This window comes from Streptomyces sp. NPDC007164 (assembly GCF_040634135.1).
GTDB classification, from domain to species: domain Bacteria; phylum Actinomycetota; class Actinomycetes; order Streptomycetales; family Streptomycetaceae; genus Streptomyces; species Streptomyces sanglieri.
On record NZ_JBEYFB010000001.1, the window covers coordinates 165862 to 188931 of the forward strand.

General features: G+C 71.0%; 23 protein-coding genes. 15 read left to right on the forward strand and 8 right to left on the reverse strand.

All coding sequences use genetic code 11. The features are described 5' to 3' along the window. Positions 1 to 37: 37 nt before the first annotated feature. Positions 38 to 457 (reverse strand): hypothetical protein, encoded by a 420-nt coding sequence (locus ABZ622_RS00675; RefSeq protein ID WP_360538934.1) that lies wholly within the window; start codon positions 455 to 457, stop codon positions 38 to 40. Positions 458 to 520: 63 nt separating this feature from the next. On the opposite strand from ABZ622_RS00675, the gene ABZ622_RS00680 reads away from it, so the two are divergent. After that, positions 521 to 1231: a uridine kinase gene (locus ABZ622_RS00680; RefSeq protein ID WP_360538937.1), complete on the forward strand. Its 711-nt coding sequence runs from the start codon at positions 521 to 523 to the stop codon at positions 1229 to 1231. Between the two features lie 397 nt (positions 1232 to 1628). Here ABZ622_RS00680 and ABZ622_RS00685 read toward each other — a convergent pair whose 3' ends face one another. After that, positions 1629 to 2390 carry a SigE family RNA polymerase sigma factor gene (locus tag ABZ622_RS00685; RefSeq protein WP_360538940.1) on the reverse strand — a complete coding sequence of 254 codons (762 nt, stop codon included), beginning with the start codon at positions 2388 to 2390 and terminating at the stop codon, positions 1629 to 1631. 192 nt (positions 2391 to 2582) lie between these two features. Here ABZ622_RS00685 and afsQ1 point away from each other — a divergent pair, with 192 nt between their 5' ends. The 5 genes from afsQ1 (at position 2583) to ABZ622_RS00710 (ending at position 6345) form a co-directional block, all read left to right on the forward strand. Continuing rightward, entirely contained in the window at positions 2583 to 3260 is a 678-nt protein-coding gene (gene afsQ1, locus ABZ622_RS00690) for a two-component system response regulator AfsQ1 (protein ID WP_206433404.1), read from the forward strand. Beyond that, complete coding sequence (locus ABZ622_RS00695; RefSeq protein ID WP_360538943.1) at positions 3257 to 4795, forward strand: HAMP domain-containing sensor histidine kinase; 1539 nt, start codon at positions 3257 to 3259, stop codon at positions 4793 to 4795. Before afsQ1 ends, ABZ622_RS00695 begins: the two co-directional genes overlap by 4 nt. Beyond that, positions 4792 to 5412 (forward strand): hypothetical protein, encoded by a 621-nt coding sequence (locus ABZ622_RS00700; protein ID WP_360538946.1) that lies wholly within the window; start codon positions 4792 to 4794, stop codon positions 5410 to 5412. Before ABZ622_RS00695 ends, ABZ622_RS00700 begins: the two co-directional genes overlap by 4 nt. Positions 5413 to 5501: 89 nt before the next feature. After that, the gene (locus ABZ622_RS00705) at positions 5502 to 6047 is read left to right on the forward strand and encodes a VanZ family protein (protein ID WP_266913027.1); all 546 of its coding nucleotides are present in this window, start codon (positions 5502 to 5504) and stop codon (positions 6045 to 6047) included. Between the two features lie 94 nt (positions 6048 to 6141). Then, positions 6142 to 6345, forward strand: coding sequence for a PspC domain-containing protein (locus tag ABZ622_RS00710; protein ID WP_259928209.1), 204 nt, complete (start codon positions 6142 to 6144; stop codon positions 6343 to 6345). Between the two features lie 70 nt (positions 6346 to 6415). Here ABZ622_RS00710 and ABZ622_RS00715 read toward each other — a convergent pair whose 3' ends face one another. Beyond that, on the reverse strand, positions 6416 to 6733 hold the full coding sequence (locus ABZ622_RS00715) for a hypothetical protein (protein ID WP_259928207.1): 318 nt from the start codon (positions 6731 to 6733) through the stop codon (positions 6416 to 6418). Positions 6734 to 6868: 135 nt separating this feature from the next. Then, complete coding sequence (locus ABZ622_RS00720; protein ID WP_360538951.1) at positions 6869 to 8023, reverse strand: adenosine deaminase; 1155 nt, start codon at positions 8021 to 8023, stop codon at positions 6869 to 6871. A 103-nt stretch (positions 8024 to 8126) separates the two neighbouring features. Between ABZ622_RS00720 and ABZ622_RS00725 the strand changes: the two genes are divergently transcribed. The 5 genes from ABZ622_RS00725 to ABZ622_RS00745 all read left to right on the forward strand — a co-directional run bounded on the left by ABZ622_RS00725 (position 8127) and on the right by ABZ622_RS00745 (position 12627). Continuing rightward, positions 8127 to 8906 (forward strand): alpha/beta hydrolase, encoded by a 780-nt coding sequence (locus tag ABZ622_RS00725; protein WP_360538954.1) that lies wholly within the window; start codon positions 8127 to 8129, stop codon positions 8904 to 8906. A gap of 1171 nt (positions 8907 to 10077) precedes the next feature. Next, positions 10078 to 10716, forward strand: coding sequence for an HAD family hydrolase (locus ABZ622_RS00730; RefSeq protein WP_360538957.1), 639 nt, complete (start codon positions 10078 to 10080; stop codon positions 10714 to 10716). Between the two features lie 44 nt (positions 10717 to 10760). After that, positions 10761 to 11945 (forward strand): helix-turn-helix transcriptional regulator, encoded by a 1185-nt coding sequence (locus ABZ622_RS00735; RefSeq protein WP_360538960.1) that lies wholly within the window; start codon positions 10761 to 10763, stop codon positions 11943 to 11945. 84 nt (positions 11946 to 12029) lie between these two features. Continuing rightward, positions 12030 to 12245 carry a hypothetical protein gene (locus ABZ622_RS00740; protein ID WP_360538963.1) on the forward strand — a complete coding sequence of 72 codons (216 nt, stop codon included), beginning with the start codon at positions 12030 to 12032 and terminating at the stop codon, positions 12243 to 12245. A 139-nt stretch (positions 12246 to 12384) separates the two neighbouring features. Continuing rightward, a complete protein-coding gene (locus tag ABZ622_RS00745) occupies positions 12385 to 12627 on the forward strand; it encodes a hypothetical protein (RefSeq protein ID WP_360538966.1) in 243 nt (80 codons plus the stop codon). Here ABZ622_RS00745 and ABZ622_RS00750 read toward each other — a convergent pair. Beyond that, positions 12581 to 13534 carry a LysR family transcriptional regulator gene (locus ABZ622_RS00750; protein WP_360538969.1) on the reverse strand — a complete coding sequence of 318 codons (954 nt, stop codon included), beginning with the start codon at positions 13532 to 13534 and terminating at the stop codon, positions 12581 to 12583. The genes ABZ622_RS00745 and ABZ622_RS00750 overlap by 47 nt on opposite strands. Before the next feature lie 62 nt (positions 13535 to 13596). On the opposite strand from ABZ622_RS00750, the gene ABZ622_RS00755 reads away from it, so the two are divergent. The 3 genes from ABZ622_RS00755 to ABZ622_RS00765 all read left to right on the forward strand — a co-directional run bounded on the left by ABZ622_RS00755 (position 13597) and on the right by ABZ622_RS00765 (position 16850). Further along, positions 13597 to 14931: an MFS transporter gene (locus ABZ622_RS00755; RefSeq protein WP_360538972.1), complete on the forward strand. Its 1335-nt coding sequence runs from the start codon at positions 13597 to 13599 to the stop codon at positions 14929 to 14931. A gap of 85 nt (positions 14932 to 15016) precedes the next feature. Continuing rightward, positions 15017 to 15733, forward strand: a complete 717-nt coding sequence (locus tag ABZ622_RS00760; RefSeq protein ID WP_360538975.1) for a L,D-transpeptidase family protein — start codon at positions 15017 to 15019, stop codon at positions 15731 to 15733. Between the two features lie 106 nt (positions 15734 to 15839). Then, a complete protein-coding gene (locus ABZ622_RS00765) occupies positions 15840 to 16850 on the forward strand; it encodes a sigma-70 family RNA polymerase sigma factor (RefSeq protein ID WP_360538978.1) in 1011 nt (336 codons plus the stop codon). Positions 16851 to 16909: 59 nt separating this feature from the next. On the opposite strand, the gene ABZ622_RS00770 is transcribed toward ABZ622_RS00765, so the two are convergent. After that, positions 16910 to 17347: an STAS domain-containing protein gene (locus ABZ622_RS00770; RefSeq protein ID WP_360538981.1), complete on the reverse strand. Its 438-nt coding sequence runs from the start codon at positions 17345 to 17347 to the stop codon at positions 16910 to 16912. Between the two features lie 300 nt (positions 17348 to 17647). On the opposite strand from ABZ622_RS00770, the gene ABZ622_RS00775 reads away from it, so the two are divergent. Continuing rightward, positions 17648 to 20920 (forward strand): S8 family serine peptidase, encoded by a 3273-nt coding sequence (locus ABZ622_RS00775; protein ID WP_360540201.1) that lies wholly within the window; start codon positions 17648 to 17650, stop codon positions 20918 to 20920. A gap of 89 nt (positions 20921 to 21009) precedes the next feature. Here ABZ622_RS00775 and ABZ622_RS00780 read toward each other — a convergent pair whose 3' ends face one another. Beyond that, the gene (locus ABZ622_RS00780) at positions 21010 to 21600 is read right to left on the reverse strand and encodes a Uma2 family endonuclease (protein ID WP_360538984.1); all 591 of its coding nucleotides are present in this window, start codon (positions 21598 to 21600) and stop codon (positions 21010 to 21012) included. A 111-nt stretch (positions 21601 to 21711) separates the two neighbouring features. Then, positions 21712 to 22989 (reverse strand): thymidine phosphorylase, encoded by a 1278-nt coding sequence (locus ABZ622_RS00785; protein ID WP_360538987.1) that lies wholly within the window; start codon positions 22987 to 22989, stop codon positions 21712 to 21714. Positions 22990 to 23070: the final 81 nt, after the last annotated feature.

Here is a 23070-nt window from a genome sequence, read left to right on the forward strand (position 1 = left end):
CGGCACCCCGGAGGGACAGGCCGTTCCCGGCCGCCGCTCAGCCGCCGTGCAGCGCCTGCGCCACCGGCCCGACCACCGGCAGGTCCTTCAGCGCGCCACCGCTGGTCACCGGGTCGGTGACGGCGGCCGTGGAGAGCGGCTTGAAGTCGGCGATCTGCGTCCCCACCGCGTTGTTCAGCGGGTCCGTGCCCGTGCCGGCCAGCGGGTCGAGCCGCAGATGCGTCACCGGGGCGATGCCGCCCCTGAGCGAGTGGCCGAGCGCCCCGGTCACCGCACCACCGGCGGCCTCACCGGCCTCGCCGAGGGCGGTGTCGGCGCCCACGACCGGTACGTGGGGCAGCGGCGCCGCCTGGGCCGCCGCACCCCCCGCACCGAGCGCGGCACCCACCGCGGTGACGGTCAGACCTGCTCGCAGCAGAGCGCGGCGCCGGGACTTGGAAAGTGCATGACGTGCCATGGAATTCCCACCTGATCGAGACGATCGAGTAATCATCTGAGTGCGTAGAGTAGTTGAGGTGTGATGCTCGATACCAACAAGGGCACCGGGGGATCCCCTGTGCGGGTCAATGCCTCACACTCGTGTCCTGTGAATTCCCAACCGATCCCGACCCGCGTCGTACTGCTCGCGGGCCCCTCCGGCTCCGGCAAGTCCTCCCTGGCCGCCCGCACCGACCTGCCGGTGCTGCGCCTGGACGACTTCTACAAGGAGGGCGACGACCCCACGCTGCCGCTCGTTCCCGGCAGTGCGGACATCGACTGGGACTCCGCACAGTCCTGGGACGCCGAAGCCGCGGTCGCCGCGATCATGGAACTGTGCCGCACCGGGCGCACCCACGTCCCGGTCTACGACATCTCCACCAGCTCCCGGGTCGACCGGGAGGCCCTGCACATCGAGCGCACGCCGCTGTTCGTGGCCGAGGGGATCTTCGCCGCGGACATAGTCGAGCGCTGCCAGGAACTCGGCGTCCTGGCCGACGCGCTCTGCCTGCGCGGCCGCCCCACCACGACGTTCCGCCGCCGCCTGCTGCGGGACCTGCGCGAGGGCCGCAAGTCGGTGCCGTTCCTGCTGCGGCGCGGCTGGCGGCTGATGCGCGCGGAACGCCGGATCGTGGCCCGCCAGACGGCCCTGGGCGCACATCCCTGCGGCAAGGAGGAGGCCCTGGGCCGACTGGCCGCAGCGGCGGCGGGGCGGTGCCGGCGGGCGCCGGTGGGGGCACCGGTTCCGGAGTAGGCCGAGTCCGTGGGGCAAGCCGGCACGGACCGCCGCCGACTCGCCCCGCTGCCCGGTCCGGTGCGTCAGCTCCTCGCGGATGCGCCGCAGCCGAAAGTCCCGCTCGCGGATTTCACGAAGGACTCGAAGTACGTGTCCCTCGGCGGAAGGTCCGGATGGCGCTTGCGGGCCTCCAGGTACTGCAGCTTCAACTCGACCGCCAGATAGAGCTCGCCTTGACCGACTCAGGCTCGCAAGGACCTTCCCTCGCACGGCCGCCGAGGCGACCCGCCAAGGGCAGACACGCCGACGGGGCCGGACAGGCCCCCCCGGCCCGTCCGACCCCGCAGCACTTCCCCCGTACTCCGCCGCCTCCCCCGAAGCAGCAGCCCCGTTCTCCCCCGTGTCCCCCCTCGCCTCAGGCCACCAGCTCGCCGAAGGACTCCTCCTCGTCACGGCCGAAGCTGAGGACCTCGTCCTCGCGCAGCCGGCGGAGCGACCGCCAGATGCTGGACTTCACCGTGCCGACACTGATGTCGAGGATGGCCGCGATCTCCGGGTCGGTCCGGCCCTCGTAGTAACGCAGGACCAGCATCGTGCGCTGGAGTTCCGGCAGCCGCGCCAGCGCCTGCCAGAGCACGGCGCGCAGTTCCGTGCCGCGCATCGCGTCCGTGTCGCCCGCCGTCTCCGGCAGCTCCTCGGTCGGGTACTCGTTGAGCTTGCGCCTGCGCCAGGCGCTGATGTGCAGGTTCGTCATGGTGCGGCGCAGATAGCCGCCGACCGCCGCCTTGTCGCTGATCCGGTCCCACGCCCGGTATGTCGAGAAGAGGGCGCTCTGCAGCAGATCCTCGGCCTCGAACCGGTCGCCGGTCAGGTGGTAGGCGGTTGCGTACAGGGAGGCGCGACGCTCCCGGACGTAGGCCGTGAACGCCGCTTCGGCGTCCTCGGCCTTCGCCGGGGCCTTCCGCTCCCCTGTGACCTCCCCGTACGCGCTGCCCCCGTTGTTTCCCCCGTTGCCCCCCACAGGCACGTCAACAACCGTCATGTACGACAGATGCTGACGCCCGGCGCCACGAACGCACCCCCGTCCACTCCCGGCACCGGACTTCTCGGTGCTCCGGCCGACGTCGTGGAGACGCGTGACAACTGCGCTTGCGGTGGTGCTGTGAGTTGCGTTCATCTCGCGCCCCCCATCGGTGGAGTCCGTCCGTTCCTTGTGCCAATGAGCTTGCCGGGGCAGTTTCATGGCACTGTCCGCCGACTGTCACAGGCCTGTCACAGGGCCTGCCGAGCGTGTCCCTGGGACGTGCGGGATGTATGAGTCGACCCCAACTGTCGAACTGGGGCGCCACCATGGGTCAGAATGACCAGCGTGCCTTTCCTGTTGCTGATCGAGGACGACGACGCCATCCGCACGGCCCTCGAACTCTCGCTGTCACGCCAGGGCCACCGTGTGGCCACCGCGGCGACGGGAGAGGACGGCCTGAAACTGCTGCGTGAGCAGCGGCCGGACCTGATCGTGCTGGATGTGATGCTGCCCGGGATCGACGGCTTCGAGGTGTGCCGGCGTATCCGGCGCACCGACCAGCTGCCGATCATTCTGCTGACCGCGCGCAGCGACGACATCGACGTCGTGGTCGGGCTTGAGTCCGGTGCCGACGACTATGTGGTGAAACCCGTGCAGGGCCGGGTGCTCGACGCCCGTATCCGCGCGGTGCTGCGCCGGGGCGAGCGGGAGTCCACCGACTCCGCCTCGTTCGGGAGCGTGGTGATCGACCGTTCCGCCATGACCGTCACCAAGAACGGGGAGGATCTGCAGCTCACGCCGACCGAGCTGCGCCTCCTCCTGGAGCTGAGCCGCAGACCGGGCCAGGCCCTGTCGCGGCAGCAGCTGCTCCGGCTGGTCTGGGAGCACGACTACCTCGGTGACTCCCGGCTGGTGGACGCGTGTGTGCAGCGGCTGCGGGCCAAGGTCGAGGACGTGCCGTCCTCGCCGACACTGATCCGTACCGTCCGGGGTGTGGGCTACCGACTGGACTCGCCTCAGTGAGCGATGCCGTCAAACGGAGCCTGCTCGCCGGGCTCCGCTGGACCAGTCTGCGGCTGCGGCTCGTCGTGGTGTTCGCGCTGGTGGCGCTGACCGCCGCGGTGTCCGCGTCGGGGATCGCGTACTGGCTGAACCGCGAGGCCGTGCTGACCCGTACCCAGGACTCCGCGCTCGGGGACTTCCGCCAGGAGATGCAGAGCCGGGCGGCCTCGCTGCCGCTCCATCCCACCAGGGACGATCTGCAGCACGCCGCGGTGCAGATGGCGAGCAGCTCGCCGGGCTACAGCGTGCTGCTGGTCGACGAGCGCGACACCGGCAAGCCGATCGTCGGCAACTCGGACCTGGACACCTTCACCCTCGACAACGTACCGCTGTCGCTGCAGAAGGCCGTCAACAAGAGGCAGTCGGTGGAGGCGGGCAACAAGTACGAGTACCACCTGTTCTGGCAGCGGACCAGTATCCGCGGCACGCCGTACCTGGTGGGCGGTACGAAGATCATCGGCGGTGGCCCGACCGGCTACATGCTGAAGTCGCTCGACCAGGAACGGCAGGACCTCAACTCCCTGGCCTGGTCCCTGGGCATCGCCACCGGGCTCGCGCTGATCGGTTCGGCGCTGCTCGCGCAGGCCGCCGCGACGACCGTGCTGCGGCCCGTGCAGCGGCTCGGCGACGCCGCCCGCAAGCTCGGCGAGGGCAAGCTCGACACCCGGCTCGCGGTGTCCGGCACGGACGAACTGGCCGATCTCTCCCGTACGTTCAACCGGACCGCGAGTTCGCTGGAGAAGCGGGTCGCGGACATGAGCGCGCGGGACGAGGCGAGCCGACGGTTCGTCGCCGACATGTCGCACGAACTGCGCACCCCGCTCACCGCGCTGACCGCCGTCACCGAGGTGCTGGAGGACGAGGCGGACAGCCTCGACCCGATGATCGCGCCCGCGGTGCGTCTGGTGGTGAGCGAGACCCGGCGCCTCAACGACCTGGTGGAGAACCTGATGGAGGTCACCCGCTTCGACGCGGGTACGGCCCGGCTCGTCCTCGACACCGTGGACGTCGCCGACCAGGTCACCGCCTGCATCGACGTCCGTGCGTGGCTGGACGCGGTGGATCTGGACGCCGAGCGCGGCATGATGGTCCGTCTGGACCCGCGCCGGCTCGATGTGATCCTGGCGAATCTGATCGGCAACGCGCTCAAGCACGGCGGTTCGCCGGTACGGGTCACGGTGCGGACCGAGCGCGACCAGCTCGTCATCGAGGTCCGGGACCACGGCCCCGGCATCCCCGAGGACGTGCTGCCCCATGTCTTCGACCGGTTCTACAAGGCGAGCGCCTCACGCCCGCGCTCCGAGGGCAGCGGACTCGGACTGTCCATCGCCATGGAGAACGCGCACATCCACGGCGGTGACATCACGGCCGCGAACTCGCCGGACGGCGACGGAGCGGTGTTCGTGCTGCGGCTGCCGCGCGATGCCGAGCAGCTCACCCGTCCCGGCGGTGGGCACGATGCCGGCGACCGGGACGAGGAGGGTGACGCGACATGATGGGCAGCGACAACCGCCGGGCGCGCCGTACGGCCGTGGCACTGGCCGGGGCCCTGGTAACGGCCGCGCTGGCCGCGGGCTGCGGGATCAGGTCCACCACGGTGCCGGTGGACGCCGGGGCCGCACCGTCCCAGGTGCCGTGCACGATGTCCGCGGAGAACATCACGACACAGGCCGCCAGGGGCATCCCCGTACAGATCTATCTGGTCTGCTCCTCGCAGCTGGTCACGGTGGACCGTACGGTGCAGATCGACGAGAACGGCACCGACCGGGTCAGGGTCGCGAAGGCGCTTCTGAACGAGCTGCTGCTGAAGCCGTCCGCCGCGGAGCGGCAGGCCGGGTACGCCACGACCGTGCCGAAGACCCTGCGGGTCGGCGGGGCGCGCAGCGGCGACCGGGCGGGCACGCTGCGGCTCAGCGAGCAGCCGGAGGACCTGCGGTCCGAGGCGCTGGCGCAGATCGTCTGCACGTACGCGGAGAGCGACTCGCTCGCCCCGGAGGGCACGGTGGTACTGGGCGGGCCCGGGAACTACCCGTCGCGCGGGTACCTGTGCACCTCGGAGATGAAGGCGCGGCCCAAGGCGGTCCCGACGCTGGGAGTCGGCGCGGGGGCCTGAACGGCCCCGGTGGGCGGCTCTCCGGCGCCGGATGGGCCGGATTTCGGGGCGGCGGAACCGATCCTGCCGTTCGTCGCGTCTTGGGTGGCGTGCGTCAAGGTTCGGACGGTACAGCCGTCATCCGCTTCCGCGCGGCCGGGGTCTCTCTACTCCTCGCGCATCTGCTGCTTGTCGGGTGGCTGACCCTGCGCCCGCTCGATGTGCCATGGATGGGCGCCTCGAATCTCCGACCCTTCGCCGGTATCAGAGCGGATCTGTCCCTCGACCCGGTCGAGGCGGCCCGCCGGATCGGTGAGGGGCTGCTGCTGCTCGCCCCGCTGGGCGTGCTGCTGCCGATGGCCGGGGGCCGGCTCTCCGTCTCCCCGTGGGCCTCACTGGCCCGTACCGTCGCGGCGGGTGCGCTGATCTCGACGACCATCGAACTGGCCCAGACCGGGGTGCCCGGCCAGGTCGTCGACGTGGATTCGCTGTTGCTGAACACCACCGGCGTGGCCATCGCCCATCTGCTCGTGGTGCCCATGTGCCGGGCGCGGCTGCGCCGGAAGCAGGAGCGGGTCGGGGTGCTCCCCCACCCGAGGGACGAGGCGGGCCAGGGTTCGACCCCGACGATTCCCAGGGTCGGGATCGCACCGTAGAGCGACGCTTTGCCCCCCTTCGCCGGGCCACCATGGAGACATCGGGAGCACGACGGAGCTGCTCCCTCAGCAACGGTTCGCGAAGGAGCCCACCATGGCCGCACTTGCCCGCCCCCGTGACGGACGCATGATCGGCGGAGTGTGCGCAGCGCTGGCACGGCGCTTCGGCACCTCCGCGGGAACCATGCGCGTCATCTTCCTGGTCTCCTGCCTGCTGCCGGGGCCGCAGTTCCTGCTCTACCTGGCGCTGTGGCTGTTGTTCCCGTCCGAGAAGACGTCGTCGGCCGCCGCCTGGTGACCCGGTACGCATACGCCTGTGGGGCGGACACCCGGTCCGGGTGTCCGCCCCACAGGCGTGTGTACGGGGATCAGCCGCCGAGCGGGAGACCGTTGGTCGACAGGCCGCTGGTCTTCAGGCCGCCCGCGGGCATGCCGCCGAGCAGGCCCTTGACCGGGGTGGTGGCCTGGCCGACGAGCTTCTGCTGGTCGGTGCCGAGCAGCTTGGTGGCCGTCTCCTGCACCGGCAGGCTCTGGGTCGCCGTTCCCAGCGCCGCGCTCGCGACCGGCAGAGCGGTGGTCGCGGCGTCGGTCGGCAGCACGGCGGCGGAGGCGGTGCCCGCGGCGGCGGCGGCGAAGGCGGCACCGAGAGCGGCGACGCCGAGAGTCCTGACAGCAGACTGCTTCATGTGAAATTCATCCTTGGGGAGAGGGACGTGGGGGGCTCCGAAAAGTAGCCAGCCCGACGCCCTTCCCGCAAACACGCCGACACGCGGAAAACGGCCGGGAATTCGGCGTCCCGGCCGTTGTCCGCGGAGCCCCGATCAGCCCGCGGAAGCGGAAGAAACGCTGGTCGCAGCGGTCTGCTCGAAGAGCCACTCGGACTTCAGCTCGGCGTATCCGGGCTTGATCACATCGTTGATCATCGCCAGACGCTCATCAAAAGGAATGAATGCCGACTTCATCGCATTGACGGTGAACCACTGCATGTCGTCGAGCGTGTATCCGAAGGTCTCGGTCAGCTTCTCGAATTCGCGGCTCATACTCGTACCGCTCATCAGCCGGTTGTCCGTGTTCACCGTGGCCCGGAAATGCAGCTTCCGCAGCAGCCCGATGGGGTGCTCGGCGTACGAGGCGGCGGCGCCGGTCTGGAGGTTGGAGGTCGGGCACAGCTCCAGCGGGATGCGCTTGTCCCGTACGTAGGAGGCGAGGCGGCCGAGCTTCACCTCGCCGTCGTCGGCGACCTCGATGTCGTCGATGATGCGGACCCCGTGGCCGAGCCGGTCCGCACCGCACCACTGGAGCGCCTGCCAGATCGACGGCAGGCCGAAGGCCTCGCCCGCGTGGATGGTGAAGTGGTTGTTCTCGCGCTTGAGGTACTCGAAGGCGTCGAGGTGCCGGGTGGGCGGAAAGCCCGCCTCCGCGCCCGCGATGTCGAAGCCGGCCACGCCCTGGTCGCGGTAGCGGTTGGCGAGTTCGGCGATCTCCAGGGAGCGGGCGGCGTGCCGCATCGCGGTGAGGAGGGCGCCCACACGGATCCGGTTCCCGTCCCGGCGGGCCCGCGACTCGCCCTCACGGAAGCCCTCGTTGACCGCCTCGACGACTTCTTCGAGGGTCAGTCCGGCTTCCAGGTGCTGCTCGGGGGCGTACCGCACCTCGGCGTAGACGACACCGTCCGCGGCCAGGTCCTCGGCGCATTCGGCGGCCACCCGGACCAGCGCCTCGCGGGTCTGCATGACGGCGCAGGTGTGGGCGAACGTCTCCAGGTAGCGCTCCAGCGATCCGGAGTCGGCCGCCTCGCGGAACCAGATGCCGAGCTTGTCGGGCTCGGTCTCGGGAAGTCCCTCGTACCCGCTCTCGCGGGCGAGGTCGACGATCGTCCCCGGGCGCAGGCCGCCGTCGAGATGGTCGTGGAGAAGCACCTTGGGGGCACGCCGGATCTGATCCTGGCCGGGCACATGAAGGGTCGGGCTCATCATTTGCGCACTCTAGCGCCTACGCGCGTAGATTGTCGCTCGCCGATGCGTAACAGTGACCGCGAATACGGGTGGAGTACACCTGCCTTTCTGACACTGTTCTGCCATGGCACAGCGCGCACTCCCTCTGCCCGCCGCAAGGCTGGGACGGGCCGTCAGGTCGGCCGGAGCTCCAACCGCGGTCAGCGGCGTCGTTCTGCTGCTCCCGGACGGCGAGCCCGACTCGCACCGTCGCCCGTCTCCCTTCTCGTACGCATTCCAGCTGCCACTGGCCCGCGCCCTGGCCCGTGCCGGTCAGGAGGACGGGCTCGCCGCGCATGTGGTGCGTTACCGCTGCCGGGGCTGGAACGCGACAGCCGCGGACCTCGCGACGGACGCCGAGTGGGCGGTGGACGAGGTCGTACGGCGCTACGGCGACGTCCCCGTCTGCCTGGCCGGCCACGGCATGGGCGGCCGGGCCGCGCTCCGGGCGGGCGGCCACGCCGCGGTCGACTCCGTGCTGGCGATGGCCCCTTGGCTGCCCGAGGCCGGGGCGGACGGGTCGAACGGGGCGGACGGGGCGGAGCCGGTGAAGCACCTGCTCGGCCGTCAGGTGCTGCTCGTCCACGGCACCAACGACGCCCGCACCGACCCCGAGCTGTCCTTCCGGCTGGCCGAGCGCGCCAAGAAGGCCAACCGCGACACCTGCCGCTTCGAGGTCCACTCGGACGGCCACGCACTGCGCCAGCACCGGGCCGAGGTGACGGCCCTGGCCGCGGACTTCGTGTGCGGTTCACTGTTCGGCCGGGCGTACGCACGACCGGTCGCCGACGCGCTGGCGGCGCCGCCGCCGCTGGGGCTGCGGATGCCGCTGGCGGCGGGGTTCGGGAAGTCGCTGCGGGGGTGACGGGGCGCTTGGGAGAACAGGGAGCGATGATACTTATGCCGCGTATGCCGGATTCAATGAAAGTGAAGAAAAACAGCACCTTCTCTCGATAAAGCCCAGGTCACGAACTGTGGTCCCCGCGCGTGCGGGGGTGGTCCCTAGTTTCCGAAATGCGCCGCGACAAGAGCGCCGTGGTCCCCGCGCGTGCGGGGGTGGTCCCGGGGAGGTTATGCGCCGCGCCACGCCTCTACTGTGGTCCCCGCGCGTGCGGGGGTGGTCCCCCGTCGACCTGGGCCCGAGCAGTTCCCCAGACGTGGTCCCCGCGCGTGCGGGGGTGGTCCCGTCGGCCACCACCGCGACGGGTACGAGTGCGAGGTGGTCCCCGCGCGTGCGGGGGTGGTCCCTTCCGCGGCCTGCTCCTCCGTGTACCCGGGAGGTGGTCCCCGCGCGTGCGGGGGTGGTCCCATGCTGGTAATGGTGCAGCGCGCCCCTGACTGGTGGTCCCCGCGCGTGCGGGGGTGGTCCCCTGGACGTAGTGGTCGGAGCGGGGCGCGGTGTGTGGTCCCCGCGCGTGCGGGGGTGGTCCCGAGGTCTTCTACCTGGACACCCCGGCGATCCTGTGGTCCCCGCGCGTGCGGGGGTGGTCCCCACGATGGTCATTGCTGGTGGACAGTGGTTCCGTGGTCCCCGCGCGTGCGGGGGTGGTCCCATGCTGTGGGACGCGCCCGAGATCCAGCTCAGGTGGTCCCCGCGCGTGCGGGGGTGGTCCCGCGACCCGGATACGGTCGAAGGTGACCGGGCCGTGGTCCCCGCGCGTGCGGGGGTGGTCCTGGCTCGGCCAGGCCGCGGAAGCCGGCGGCCGGGTGGTCCCCGCGCCTGCGGGGACTGCCCCACCTCGTCGGACAGAGCGGGTTGGGTTGCGCAGTGGTCCCCGCGCGTGAGGGGATGGCCCCAAGCTCATTCGAGCGTGGCACATCGCCGAAGCGTGGTCCCCGCGCGTGCGGGGATGGTCCGGGAGTGAAGTGAACCTGCAAGAAGTTCGTGCCATGGCCCCCGCGCGTGCGGGGGTAGTCCCTGCCAGGGCGGCAGCAGTGCCTCGGCCGCCCCTGCCTGGCTCCGGTCGGATGATGCGGGCTGGTTCCGGTTGCCCGGCGGCGTCCGCGTGTCCGCCTTCCGCCCGCAAGTTCATCTGGTGAAGACGATCGTGTTCGACATCGGTGAGACCCTCGTCCGAGATGACCGCTACTGGGAGTCCTGGGCGAACTGGCTGGGCGTCCCCGGACACACCCTGTCCGCGCTCGTCGGCGCCGTCACCGCCCAGGGCCTCGACAACGCGGAAGCCCTCCGTCTCCTGAAGCCGGGCATCGACATCGCGGCGGAGTACGCCGCCCGCGAGGCCGCCGGGCTTGGCGAGCGCCTCGATGAGTCCGACTTGTACGAAGACGTGCGGGTCTCGCTCGCCGCACTGCAGGAGCGGGGCGTCCGGGTTGTCGTCGCAGGCAATCAAACGGTGCGCGTCGGTCAGCTGCTCCGTGGCATGGATCTGCCGGTCGACTTCATCGCGACATCCGGGGAATGGGGCTGCGCAAAGCCTTCCGGCGACTTCTTCGCGCGCGTTCTCGACGCCTCCCGTGCCCCGGCACGAGACACCGTCTACGTCGGTGACCATCCGATGAACGACACCTTCCCGGCGGCGCGGGCCGGGCTTCGTACGGCACACCTTCGCCGCGGCCCCTGGGGTCACCTGTGGGCGGACGATCCCCAGGTGCGGGAAACCGCGGACTGGGTGATCGGGTCTCTCATGGACCTGATCCCCGTACTCGGCGAGTAATCGATTCCGTACCCGCTCCGTCACTGTGCGGGTACGGTCGGGGCATGTCCGCCGACTCCCCGCGCGAGGTCGGTGCGCGGATCGCCGCATGCCGGCGAGCGCGCCGCCTCACCCAGACCCGGCTCGCTTCCGCATCGCACGTCTCCTACGCCATGATCCGCGCCGTCGAGCGCGGCGCGCGACAGCCGGGCGACGAGGTGCTCGAAGCGATCGCCGCCGTGCTCGCGGTCGACGTCTCGCAACTGCGCACGGGGTACGTCGGGACGGAGCGCCGGGTCCGCAGGGCTCTCCCGGAACTCTCCGCAGTGATCACCGGGTACGAGATCCCGCAGGGCTCCCCGAGGCGGACGGCGAGCGAGCTCACGGTAGCGGTGGGCACAGTGGTGGATTGGCGGCTCGGCGCCCAGTACGGGTGGATCGCGGAAGCGGTGCCGGGTCTCCTCCGCGACGCCATCCGCTATGCCCACACCGCACGCGGCTCCGAACAGCAGGCCGCCACCCGGATACTGGCCGCCGCCGCCCGTGCCGCCGACGCGATCGCCTTCAAGTATGGGGCGCACGACCTCTCCGCACGGCTGATCGATCTGATGCGGTGGGCAGCGGACCGTAGCGGAGATCCCCTCGTCCAAGCCGCCACGGCGTACGTACGGACCGAAGTCTTCCTCGCGGCCCGAGCCCATGCCGTCGGACTCGCGGAGCTGGAGCAAGCGATCGATGCGGCTCCCCCACCGTTGTCCCATCCGACGACAGCGGCCCGCGGTGCACTTCACATGCGTGCTGCCGTCGTCGCCGGACGATGCGAAGACTCGGACACTGCCGACATCCACTTGGCGCACGCGCGGCGGCTCGGCGATCAAGTCGCGCGCGAGGTCGTCTGCCTGGGCACCGCGTTCGGCCCGGACTCGGTCCGCGTCCACGAACTGTCCGTCGCCGTCAGCCTCGGCCGGGATCACGTCGACCGCGCCCTGCGCGTCGCGACGGAATGGAAGCCGGCCACCTCCCTGCCCGCAGAGCGACGCAGCGGTTTCTACATCGAACTGGCCCGAGCACAGGAGTGGGCCGGTCTGCGGGCCGACGCGTTCGAAAGCCTCAAGGCGGCCCGCGCGGCGGCGCCTCAGCACACCCGCGAGCATCCGTGGGCCCGCGAGGTCATGAGTGGTCTGCGACGCTTCCGCCGTGCCGACGCCGAGAGCCTGTCGCACTTCGCGCACTGGGTCGGCGCAGTCTGACCGGCTGCTACAAGCGGTAGCAGTTGCGCCTCTTCTCGAAACTCATGCTCTGTCTGTCCGCAACACGCAGGCAGAGGAGAGCTCGTGACCACCCCTGTGCCCATTGCTGAGGCCGGTCTGCCGGATCCCGCGACGCTGTCCGGCGCGCAGCAGCGCGGCGTGCACTGTGTCTGGTGTTCCGTCGCGCTGGCCAACGGCACAGCACATGATCTCGGCCCCCGCCACGTCGATGCCCACGGCACCTCGGCCCTGTGGTTTCCCCGCTGCTGCCCCTCCTGCCGGAAAGGCCAAGAACAGTGATCACCCTGACGAAACCACAGCCGGTGGATGTCGAATACCGCGCGCTGCTCGGCCACACCCTGACGTGTCCCACGTGCTGCGCCGGGGCGTCCTGCCCGGCCGCTGTGCGACTCGGCCGGGCCTGGCGGGAGGCCCGCCGATGAACATCCGTGTCGACTGCGGCCGCGTCATCCTCGGCGAAGCCGTGACCGTCGCCCCCGGCGACTCGATGTCGGGCGCCCGCCCCGACCTCCGCGCCCACCCACCGCGCTCACCGGAGTGCCGGCCGCGCGAGCGGTCGCGGGCGGTGCTCCGGCGCAAGCTCGACGCGTCGAAGGGCGGCGGGGCGGGCCCGGTCAGTCCGGCAGCAGGTGCCCCCGCCGCGACAGCAGGAAGCGTTTGAAGGCGGCGACCGGTGGGGTGTCGGGGTGGCCGTCCAGCCAGGCGACGCCGATCTCGCGGGCCGCTCTCGGGGCCGTCACCGTCAGTTCCACGACGCCGGGGCGGGCCACCGCGGGCGGCGGGAGCAGGGCCACGCCGAGGCCGGCCGCGACCAGGCCGCGCAGGGTCTCCGCCTCCTCACCCTCGAAGGCGACGCGAGGGGTGAAGCCCGCCTCGGTGCAGAGGTCGTCGGTGATCCGCCGGAGGCCGTAGCCCGGTTCCAGGGTGACGAACTTTTCGTCGGCGGCCTCCGCGAGGCGGATGCGGCGGCGGGTGGCGAGGCGGTGGTCCTCGGGGACCACGAGGCGCAGGCGCTGTTCGTCCAGGCGGCGGGCGACGAGGTCGGGGGCGTCCGGGACGGGTGACGTGAGGCAGAGGTCGAGGCCGCCGGCCCTCAGGCGCTCGATCATCGCCTCGCCGTAGTTCTGCACGAGCTGGAAGCGGACCCGGGGGTGGTCGGCGCGGAAGGCGCGCAGCAGGGCGGGGACGGTTTCCGAGCCCATGGTGTGGAGGAAGCCGAAGGCGACCTTGCCGGTGGCCGGGTCGGCGTCGGCCCGTACCGAGTCGGCGGCCTTCTCGACCTCGGCGAGGGCCCGCTCGGCGGAGCCCAGGAAGGTGCGGCCCGCCGGGGTGAGCGAGACGGTACGGCCCTTGCGGGCGAACAGGGCGACGCCCAGGTCCTGTTCGAGCCTGACCATCGCCCGCGACAGCGTCGACTGCGGTACGCCGAGCTCCTGCGCGGCGCGTGTGACGTGCTCGTGGCGGGCCACCGCCTCGAAGTGGGCCAGTCGCGGCGCGAGCACGGCGCGAATGTCTTCTTCGTAACTACTGGGTGACAGCCGGGGCTGTGAGCTGCGTTCATGCACCATGGGATTGATTATCGCCACTTCGTGCATTGGACGCATGAAACCGGAGAGTCTACTTTCGAAGCATGCCTCCTGCCAGTACCGGGGCGTCCACGCTCACCGTGGCCGCCTCGCCCCAGCCGTCCCCCGTCGCCGCCCCCGCCACCACCGCTCCGGAGCGGCTCGAACCGGGCCGTCCCGGCTACCGCCGGATGAGCTTCGCGCTCTTCGCCGCGGGTGTCGCGACGTTCGCACTTCTCTACTCCACGCAGGCCCTGCTGCCCGCCGTCTCCGCCTCCTTCGGCGCCACGGCCGGGCAGGCGAGCTGGACGGTGTCCGCCGCGACGGGCGCGCTGGCGCTGTGTGTGCTGCCGATGAGCGCGCTGTCGGAGCGGTTCGGGCGGCGGCAGATGATGACCGCCTCGCTGACGGTCGCGGTGATGGTCGGGCTGCTCGTCCCGTTCGCGCCCTCGCTCGGCTGGCTGATCGCGCTGCGCGCCGTGCAGGGCGCGGCACTGGCCGGGCTGCCCGCCTCCGCGATGGCGTACCTGGCCGAGGAGGTACGGCCGAAGGCGCTGGTCGCGGCGATCGGGCTGTTCGTGGCCGGCAACAGCATCGGCGGGATGAGCGGCCGCATCCTCACCGGCTGGATCGCCCAGCTCTGGGGCTGGCGCGCGGCGCTCGGCGCGGTCGGCCTGCTGGCCGTGGCCTGCGCGGTGGTCTTCCACTTCATGATCCCCCGGGCCCGGAACTTCACCCCCGGGACGCTCAACCCGAAGGCCCTCGCGAAGACCGTCGGCGGGCACCTCTCCGATCCGCTGCTGCGCCGGCTGTACGCGATCGGCGCGCTGTTCATGACGGTGTTCGGCGCGGTCTACACAGTGATCGGCTACCGCCTGGTGGAGGCGCCGTTCAACCTCCCGCAGGGCGTCGTCGGTTCGATCTTCCTCGTCTATCTGGTCGGTACGGTCTCCTCCGCGGCGGCGGGGAAGCTCGTCGCCCGGCTGGGCCGCCGGGGCGCGCTGTACCTGGCGGTCTCCACCACGGCCGCCGGTCTGCTGCTCTCGCTCGCCGACCAGCTGGCCGCCGTGCTCCTCGGCCTGGTCCTGATCACGGCGGGCTTCTTCGCCGGGCACGCGGTCGCCTCCTCGTCCGTGAGCCGCACCGCGACGAAGGGCCGCGCCCAGGCTTCGGCGCTCTACCAGTCCGCGTACTACCTGGGCTCCAGCGCGGGCGGCACGCTGGGCGCGGTCGCCTTCCACGCCGGGGGCTGGGCCGGGACCGTCTCGCTGGGACTGCTCGCTGTCCTCGGCGTCGTCTCGATCACGCTGTACGGAACGCGGGCCGCCCGCGCCGAGCGGCGCCGGCAGGTTCCGGTGGTGTCCGTACAGCACCGGGGCATGGCCTCCGTACAGAACTGAGACATACGGCGCACAACCATCCACTCCCCGACGCGCGTCTAGCAGGCGGAATCACCTCACGGCGCGCGAAGGGGAGTTGGCGTACATGAGAGTCGCGGGGAACATACGGGGAGTACGGCTGCGGCGCGGGCTCGCGATGTCGGTCGCGGGGCTGACCGCGGTACCGGCGCTGGTGCTGGCCACCGGCGGGTCGGCGCAGGCGGCGTCCTGCACGACGTCCACCGGGCCGTACCAGAAGCAGGTCGAGAAGTATCTGAAGCGGCCGGTGGACGGCAAGCAGTCGGCCGCCGACTGCAAGGCGATCAGGTCGTTCCAGAGCACCTACGGGGTCACCCCCACCATCGGGTACGCGGGTCCGGTCACCTGGCGCACGATGAAGACGCTCACCGCCCAGAAGGCGGCCGGCAAGAACCCGAACAAGGACAAGAAGTGCCCCACCAACAAGGGGCGCATCGCGTGCGTGGACCTGACCCGGCAGCTGAGCTGGATCCAGGACGGCAGCAAGCTGAAGTTCGGGCCCGTGCCGGTGCGGACCGGTCGGGACAAGTACGAGACCCGCACCGGGTCGAAGAAGATCTACTGGCGGCACATCAACCATGTCTCGTCGATCTACCACGTGTCGATGCCGTACTCCCAGTTCTTCGACGGGGGCCAGGCGTTCCACGCGGTGGGCGTGAAGATGTGGAATCCGCCGGGCTCGCACGGCTGCGTCAACATGCGTACCGCGGACGCCAAGTCGTACTGGAATCTGCTGAAGAACGGCGACGACGTGTACGTGTACGGGCGCAAGCCCGGAACGTGACCGGAATCCGGGCGGCTTGGACACTTCCCGCCCCCGTTGTCAGTGGCCTGCGGTAGCTTCCAGAGTGCCGAAGTGAGCGGTGTCACAGCGCAACAGGGGTGGAGCGATGAGTGATCTGACAGCGACGACGGACGTCGACAGCCGTCTTGAGGGACACCGGGTCGAGCTGACCGGTTACTGCTACCGGATGCTCGGCTCGGCCTTCGAGGCGGAGGACGCGGTACAGGACACGCTGGTGCGTGCCTGGCGCAACTTCGACAAGTTCGAGGGCCGTTCCTCGCTGCGTTCCTGGCTGTACCGCATTGCCACCAACGTCTGCCTGGACATGCTGAACGCGGGCAACAAGCGGGCCCGTCCGGTCGATCTGACGGGCCCGACCCCGCTCGCCCAGGCGGCGCTCAACCCCCTTCCGGAGAACACCTGGCTGGAGCCGATGCCGGACGGCCGCATCCTGCCGACGGTGGCCGACCCGGCGGAGGCCGCCGTGGCGCGGGAGTCGGTGCGCCTGGCGTTCGTCGCCGCGCTCCAGCATCTGCCGCCCAAGCAGCGCGCCGTGCTGATCCTGCGTGAGGTGCTGGCCTGGAAGGCGAGCGAGGTCGCTGAGTTGCTCGACACCTCGGTCGCCTCGGTCAACAGCGCCCTCCAGCGGGCCCGGGCCACCCTCACCGAACACGAGGGCAAGGCGGCCGACGCCGCGAATCCGCTCGACGAGGAGCAGCGCAAGCTGCTCGAACGGTACGTGGCGGCCTTCGAGGGCTACGACATGGCGGCGCTGACCGCGCTGCTCCATGAGGACGCCGTGATGACCATGCCGCCGTTCGACCTCTGGCTCCAGGGGCACGACGACATCACCGGCTTCATGCTCTCCATCGGCGCGAGCTGCGCCGGCTCCCGTCTGGTGGCGACTTCGGCGAACGGCACCCCGGCGTTCGCGCACTACAAGCCGAATCCGGACGGGCCCGGGTTCGTGCCGTGGGCGGTGCAGGTCATCGACATCTCGGACGGGGCCATCACCGGGATGCACTGCTTCCTGGACACGCCGCGCTGGTTCCCGCTCTTCGGCCTGCCGGACCACCTCGACGACGACGCGACGGTGGGCGACGACGCGGCGGTGTGAGACGGGGATGTGAAGCGCGGCATACGGAACGGGCCGGTGGCCGGCCGGGGGCGCCTCCCTCAGCCCTCGGCGTCCCCCGCCCCGGCCCCCGCCTCGTCCCCGCCTTCCCCCACCCCGGTCCCCGCCCCCACCCCGGTCCCCACCCCCGCCCCGTACCCCAGGTCCACCACATCGGCCAGCCCCACCAGATCCAGCAGGCTCCGCAGCTCGGGGGGCACATTGCGCAGCCGCAGTCTCCGCCCGCCCGCCCGGCGTGCGACGAGCCCCAGCCGCGCTATCGCCTCGACCAGGGCCAGATCCGCGTGTACGACCCCGCCCACGTCGCAGTCCACCCCGGCGCCCGGGTCACGGGCGGCGCCGTCGGGGCCGTACAGCAGCGTCTCCAGCTCGGCGCAGAGTCCCGGCACCGCGTCCCTGGTGACGCGGCCGGTGACGACGAGAACGATCGGGGTCATGGCTTCCACATCAGGGAGACCGGTCCGGCGGCCGAAACTCATCGCTGCCCGGTTCCGCACTTTCCCCGGAGGCCGCCTGCCACCGGCGCCCCGTGCCGCCCCGGACGGCCCGGACCGGTGATCTTGCGTCAACTCCCTTTATTTGTGCGGTTCCTGTGAACCCGTCCATTCGATTCCCCCTCTAGGTACATGAACCGGCCGGTGCGGCGTCCCCGCCGTACCGACTGACCAGCGGTCCTTCGAGGGCCGCCCGATTCTCCAGGGGGAGAGTTGCGCAAACACGTGAGAAACGCGTGTGTTTCGACCGTCGCCGCGGCAGCCGCCGTGGCACTCGCGGCGGGGATGACCACCCCGGCCGTCGCACAGCCCGACACCGCCCCGGCAACCGGCACCCGGTCGTCGGCCCAGCACCGGCTGACGCTGATCACCGGTGACCTGGTCACCGTGGACGCCAAGGGCCGGGTGACAGGCTTCCGGGCCGCCGAGGGCCGCGAGCACATACCCGTGCAGCGGCAGACGCACAACGGTCACACCCTGCTCGTCCCCGCCGACGCGAGCCGGCTGATCACCTCCGGGAAGCTGGACCGCCGGCTGTTCGACGTCGCCGAGCTGAACCGTGCGGAGAACCGCCGGGCCCAGAAGTCGGGCCTGAAGCTGATCGTCTCCTACCGGGGCGCGAAGGCCGACGCCGCGAAGGCCGAGGTCCGCGAGGCCGGTTCCACCCGGGTCGCCCGGACCCTGAAGACGCTGAACGCCGAGTCGGTGATCACCCCGCAGCGCGACGCCCGGGACATCTGGCAGGCGCTCACCAGCAAGGCGGCGCACGGTGCCCAGCGCACCACGGCCGCCGGGATCGACCGGGTCTGGCTGGACGGCGTACGCCGGGCGAGCCTCGACAAGAGCGTCCCGCAGATCGGCACCCCGGCCGCCTGGAAGGCCGGCTACACCGGCAAGGGCGTCAAGATCGCCGTCCTGGACACCGGTGTGGACGCCACCCACCCCGACCTCAAGGGCCAGATCCTCGGCAGCAAGAACTTCACCGCCTCGCCCGACGTCAAGGACCGGGTCGGCCACGGCACCCATGTCTCGTCGATCGCGGCCGGCACCGGAGCCAAGTCGGGCGGCAAGTTCAAGGGCGTGGCCCCGGACGCCAAGCTGCTGGAAGGCAAGGTGCTCGACGACGACGGCCTCGGCGACGACTCCGGCATCCTGGCCGGCATGGAGTGGGCGGTCGCACAGGGTGCCGACATCATCAACCTGAGCCTCGGCGGCAGCGACACCCCCGAGGTGGACCCGCTCGAAGCGGCGGTCAACAAGCTGTCGGCCGACAAGGGCGTCCTGTTCGCCATCGCGGCGGGCAACGACGGCCCCGGCTCCAACACCGTCGGCTCCCCCGGCAGTGCGGACGCCGCGCTGACCGTCGGCGCCGTCGACGACAAGGACGAGCTGGCCGAATTCTCCAGCCGTGGACCGCGCATCGGCGACAGCGCGATCAAGCCCGATGTCACCGCCCCCGGCGTGGACATCACCGCGGCGGCAGCCCCCGGCTCCGCCATCGACCAGGAGGTCGGCCAGAACCCGCCGGGCTACCTGACGATCTCCGGTACGTCGATGGCGACCCCGCACGTCGCGGGCGCCGCGGCGCTCCTCAAGCAGCAGCACCCCGAGTGGAAGTACGCCGAGCTCAAGGGCGCGCTGGCCGCTTCGACCAATCCGGGCGCGTACACCCCGTTCGAGCAGGGCACGGGACGGATCGCGGTGGACCGGGCGATCGGGCAGACCGTCGTCGCCGAGCCGGTCTCGGTGGGCTTCGGGCTGCAGCAGTGGCCGCACACCGACGACACCCCGGTCACCAAGAAGGTGACGTACCGCAACCTGGGCACGACCGACGTCACCCTCGACCTCGCGGTCACGGCCACCGGCCCGAAGGGCAAGCCCGCCCCGGCCGGCTTCTTCACCCTCGGCGCCGACAAGGTGACCGTCCCCGCGGGCGGCACCGCCGACGTACCGCTGACCGTGAACACCAAGCTGGGCGGTACGGCCGACGGCATCTACTCCGCGTATGTCGTCGGGACCGGCGGCGGCCAGAGCGTCCGCACGGCGGCCGCGGTCGAGCGCGAGACCGAGTCGTACGACCTCACCGTCAAGACCATCGGGCGGGACGGCAAGCCGGCCGAGTTCGTCGATTCCAACCTCTTCGGGCTCACGGGCTCGGCGGTCGGCCAGTGGCTCTCGCCGACGAGTACCGACGGCACGGCGAAGGTCCGCGTCCCCGCGGGCGGTTACACGCTGAACACGGGCGTCACCGTCGACCCCGAGGACTACGCCAAGGGCACCGACTGGCTTTCCCGGCCGAAGCTGGACGTCCACAAGAACCTCAGCCTGACGTTGGACGCGCGCAAGGCGAAGCCGGTGAAGATCACCCTGCCCGCCGCCGGAACAACGCCCCTGATGGCCACGACCGAGCTCCAGTACGCGTCCGAGGACAACCCCTACGGGTACGGCTGGCTCCTCGACTCGTACAAGAACTTCCGCACCGCGCACTTCGGCCCGAAGGTCACCGACGGCTCGCTCTCCCAGAACTGGGTCGGCAGCTGGATCAAGGGCGCATCGACCCGGTACGACATCGTCGCCGGCGGTCCGGTGACCGGGGCGGCCACCGGTTACGAGCGGAAGTACACCACCGGCCAGCTGGCCAAGGTCGGCCTCTCCCTCGGCTCGCCCGCCAAGGGCAAGACCGGTGAGGTCGCCGCGTCGGGCACGCTGCCCGGCACGGACGGCGGCTGGTCGGCCTGGTCCCTGCACAGGATTCCGGGCAGTGTCACCGCCTATGTCTCCACCAACGACAAGGTGCGGTGGAGCTTCGACTTCAACCAGGACGGCCCGGCCGACGAGGACGGCTTCCCGGTGACCGAGGCGTGGTACTCCGTCGCCCCGCAGTCCGTGAAGGCCGGCAAGTCCTACACGAAGAAGGTCAACACCGCGGTGTTCGGCCCTGCGGTCACCTCCGCCCTCGGCGTCCTGCGCGACGGCGACAACATCGTCGGCAAGCTGCCGCTGGTGGCCGACGGACGCGGCAACATCGGTGATTCGGCGTACAGTTCGGTCAGCACCGTCCTGTACCGCAACGGCAAGAAGCTCGTACAGAACGAGGACCCGCTGTCGGGCGTGGTCCCGATGGCCGTGCCGTCCGGCGCCGCCGACTACCGGTTGACGATCTCGGTGCGGCGCAGCGCCAAGCTCGCCGCGGTCTCCACCCGGATCGACGCGAGCTGGACGTTCCGCTCCAGGCACACCACCGGCCCGGCCATGCTCCCGGTCTCCACGGTGCGGTTCACGCCCGACGTCACCCTCGACAGCAGGGTCACGGCCGGCCGGACCGCTTCCGTGCCCGTGACGGTGCAGGGCGCCGCCGCCGGCAAGAACCTCAAGTCGCTGACGGTGTACGTCAGTTACGACGCCGGCAAGACCTGGAAGAAGTCCACGGTCAAGGCGGGCAAGCTCTCCGTGAAGAACCCGGCCAAGGGGAAGTCCATCTCCTACCGGGCGAACGTCACGGACAAGCAGGGCAACAAGTCGTCGGTGTCGATCTACCACGCGTACTTCGGCAAGTGAACGGCACGTCGGTGAGCCGGTAGGCGCACCGACCGCATGACAGCGGCCCGTCGGGGAGGATCCCTCCGTCCCGACGGGCCGCTCCCGTCTCAGCTCACCGGGAAGATCGCGGTGTCCAGGATCAGCCCGAACGGCTCGGGCAGCGTCAGCTTCTCCCCGTACTCGACCGTGTCCAGTACCCGGTAGGTGCCACCGTCGGGCTCCCCGTAGAGCGTTGCGGTGGGGCGGCCCGAGTGCCACGGGTCGAGCAGCAGGAACAGCTCGACACCGGCCTTCGCGTATCCGCGCACCTTGCCGATGCGATCGTGGTTGGCGTTGGCCTGCGAGGTGATCTCCACGACGAGCCGGGCCTCTTCGGCCGGGATGCGGTTGCCCGGCCCGGTCGCCACCGCACGGGGCACGACGACGAGATCGGGGATGTAGAGCCCGGCCCGCCCCGGCACGGAGACGCCGAGGGTCTGGAAGATCTCCCAGTCCTCGGGGATGACGCCGTAGAGCCTGCGCTGAAGCAGCTCCGCAGTGGTGTTGTGGTCCTTGGACGGCGGTGGCTCCACGGTGACGATCCCCTCGATGATCTCCACCTTGCAGCCCTCGGGCACGCCCGTCTCCTCCCAGATCCGGACGAGGTCGTCCCACTCCTGGCCGTGGCCGGGGGCGGGGTCGACGGTGAGTGCGCTCATGGCGGTCTCCTCGTATCAGTGCGTCACCTCGGTGCGTCACCGAGTCCAGCATGCCGAACGGGACCGGCGGCGGTCCGCCGGTCCCGTTCACCCGTACGAGAAAACCGCAGGTCAGGCGATACGTTCCCGCACCACGGGGGTGGCGGTGAACGCCGTGCCGGCGGGGGCGATGTCGTAGGCGTCGGGCAGGGCCTTCAGGGCGTAGTCGAACTTCTCGGGGGTGTCGGTGTGCAGCGTCAGCAGAGGCTGTCCGGCCGTGACCGTGTCGCCCGGCTTGGCGTGCAGTTCGACGCCCGCGCCGGCCTGGACCGGGTCCTCCTTGCGGGCCCGGCCCGCGCCGAGGCGCCAGGCGGCGACGCCGATGTCGTAGGCGTCCAGGCGGGTCAGTACGCCGGTGGACGGGGCCGTGACCACGTGCTGTTCGCGGGCGACCGGGAGCGTGGCGTCCGGGTCGCCGCCCTGGGCGGAGATCATCCGGCGCCAGACGTCCATCGCGGAGCCGTCCGCGAGGGCCTTCTCCGGGTCGGCGTCCTTGAGACCGGCCGCGTCGAGCATCTCGCGGGCCAGGGCGAGGGTGAGGTCGACGACGTCCTTCGGGCCGCCGCCGGCCAGCACCTCGACCGATTCGCGGACCTCCAGGGCGTTGCCCGCGGTGAGGCCGAGCGGGGTGGCCATGCCGGTGAGCAGGGCGACCGTGCGCACTCCGCTGTCGGTGCCCAGGGCGACCATGGTGGAGGCCAGTTCGCGGGCGTCCTCGATGGTCTTCATGAAGGCGCCGGAGCCGACCTTGACGTCCAGGACGAGCGCGCCGGTGCCCTCGGCGATCTTCTTGGACATGATGGAGCTGGCGATCAGCGGGATGGCCTCGACGGTGCCGGTGACGTCGCGGAGCGCGTACAGCTTCTTGTCGGCGGGGGCGAGCCCGTCGCCGGCGGCGCAGATCACCGCGCCGGTGGTGTCCAGGACGCTGAGCATCTCCTCGTTGGAGAGGTGGGCGCGCCAGCCGGGGATGGACTCCAGCTTGTCGAGGGTGCCGCCGGTGTGGCCGAGGCCCCGGCCGCTGAGCTGCGGCACGGCGGCGCCGCAGGCGGCGACCAGCGGGGCGAGCGGCAGGGTGATCTTGTCGCCGACGCCGCCCGTGGAGTGCTTGTCGGTGGTGGGGCGGGAGAGCGACGCGAAGTCCATCCGCTCGCCGGAGGCGATCATGGCGGCGGTCCAGCGGGCGATCTCCGTGCGGTTCATGCCGTTCAGCAGGATCGCCATGGCCAGCGCGGACATCTGCTCGTCGGCGACCTCACCGCGGGTGTACGCGTCGATGACCCAGTCGATCTGCTCGGGGGTCAGCTCGCCTCGGTCCCGCTTGGTGCGGATGACGGAGATGGCGTCCATGTCCTGGGAGTCCTTCCGGCCGGTACGTACAGAGGCGTACGTGCGTGCGGTACGCAAGAGTCCCGAATGACTCTACGCGCA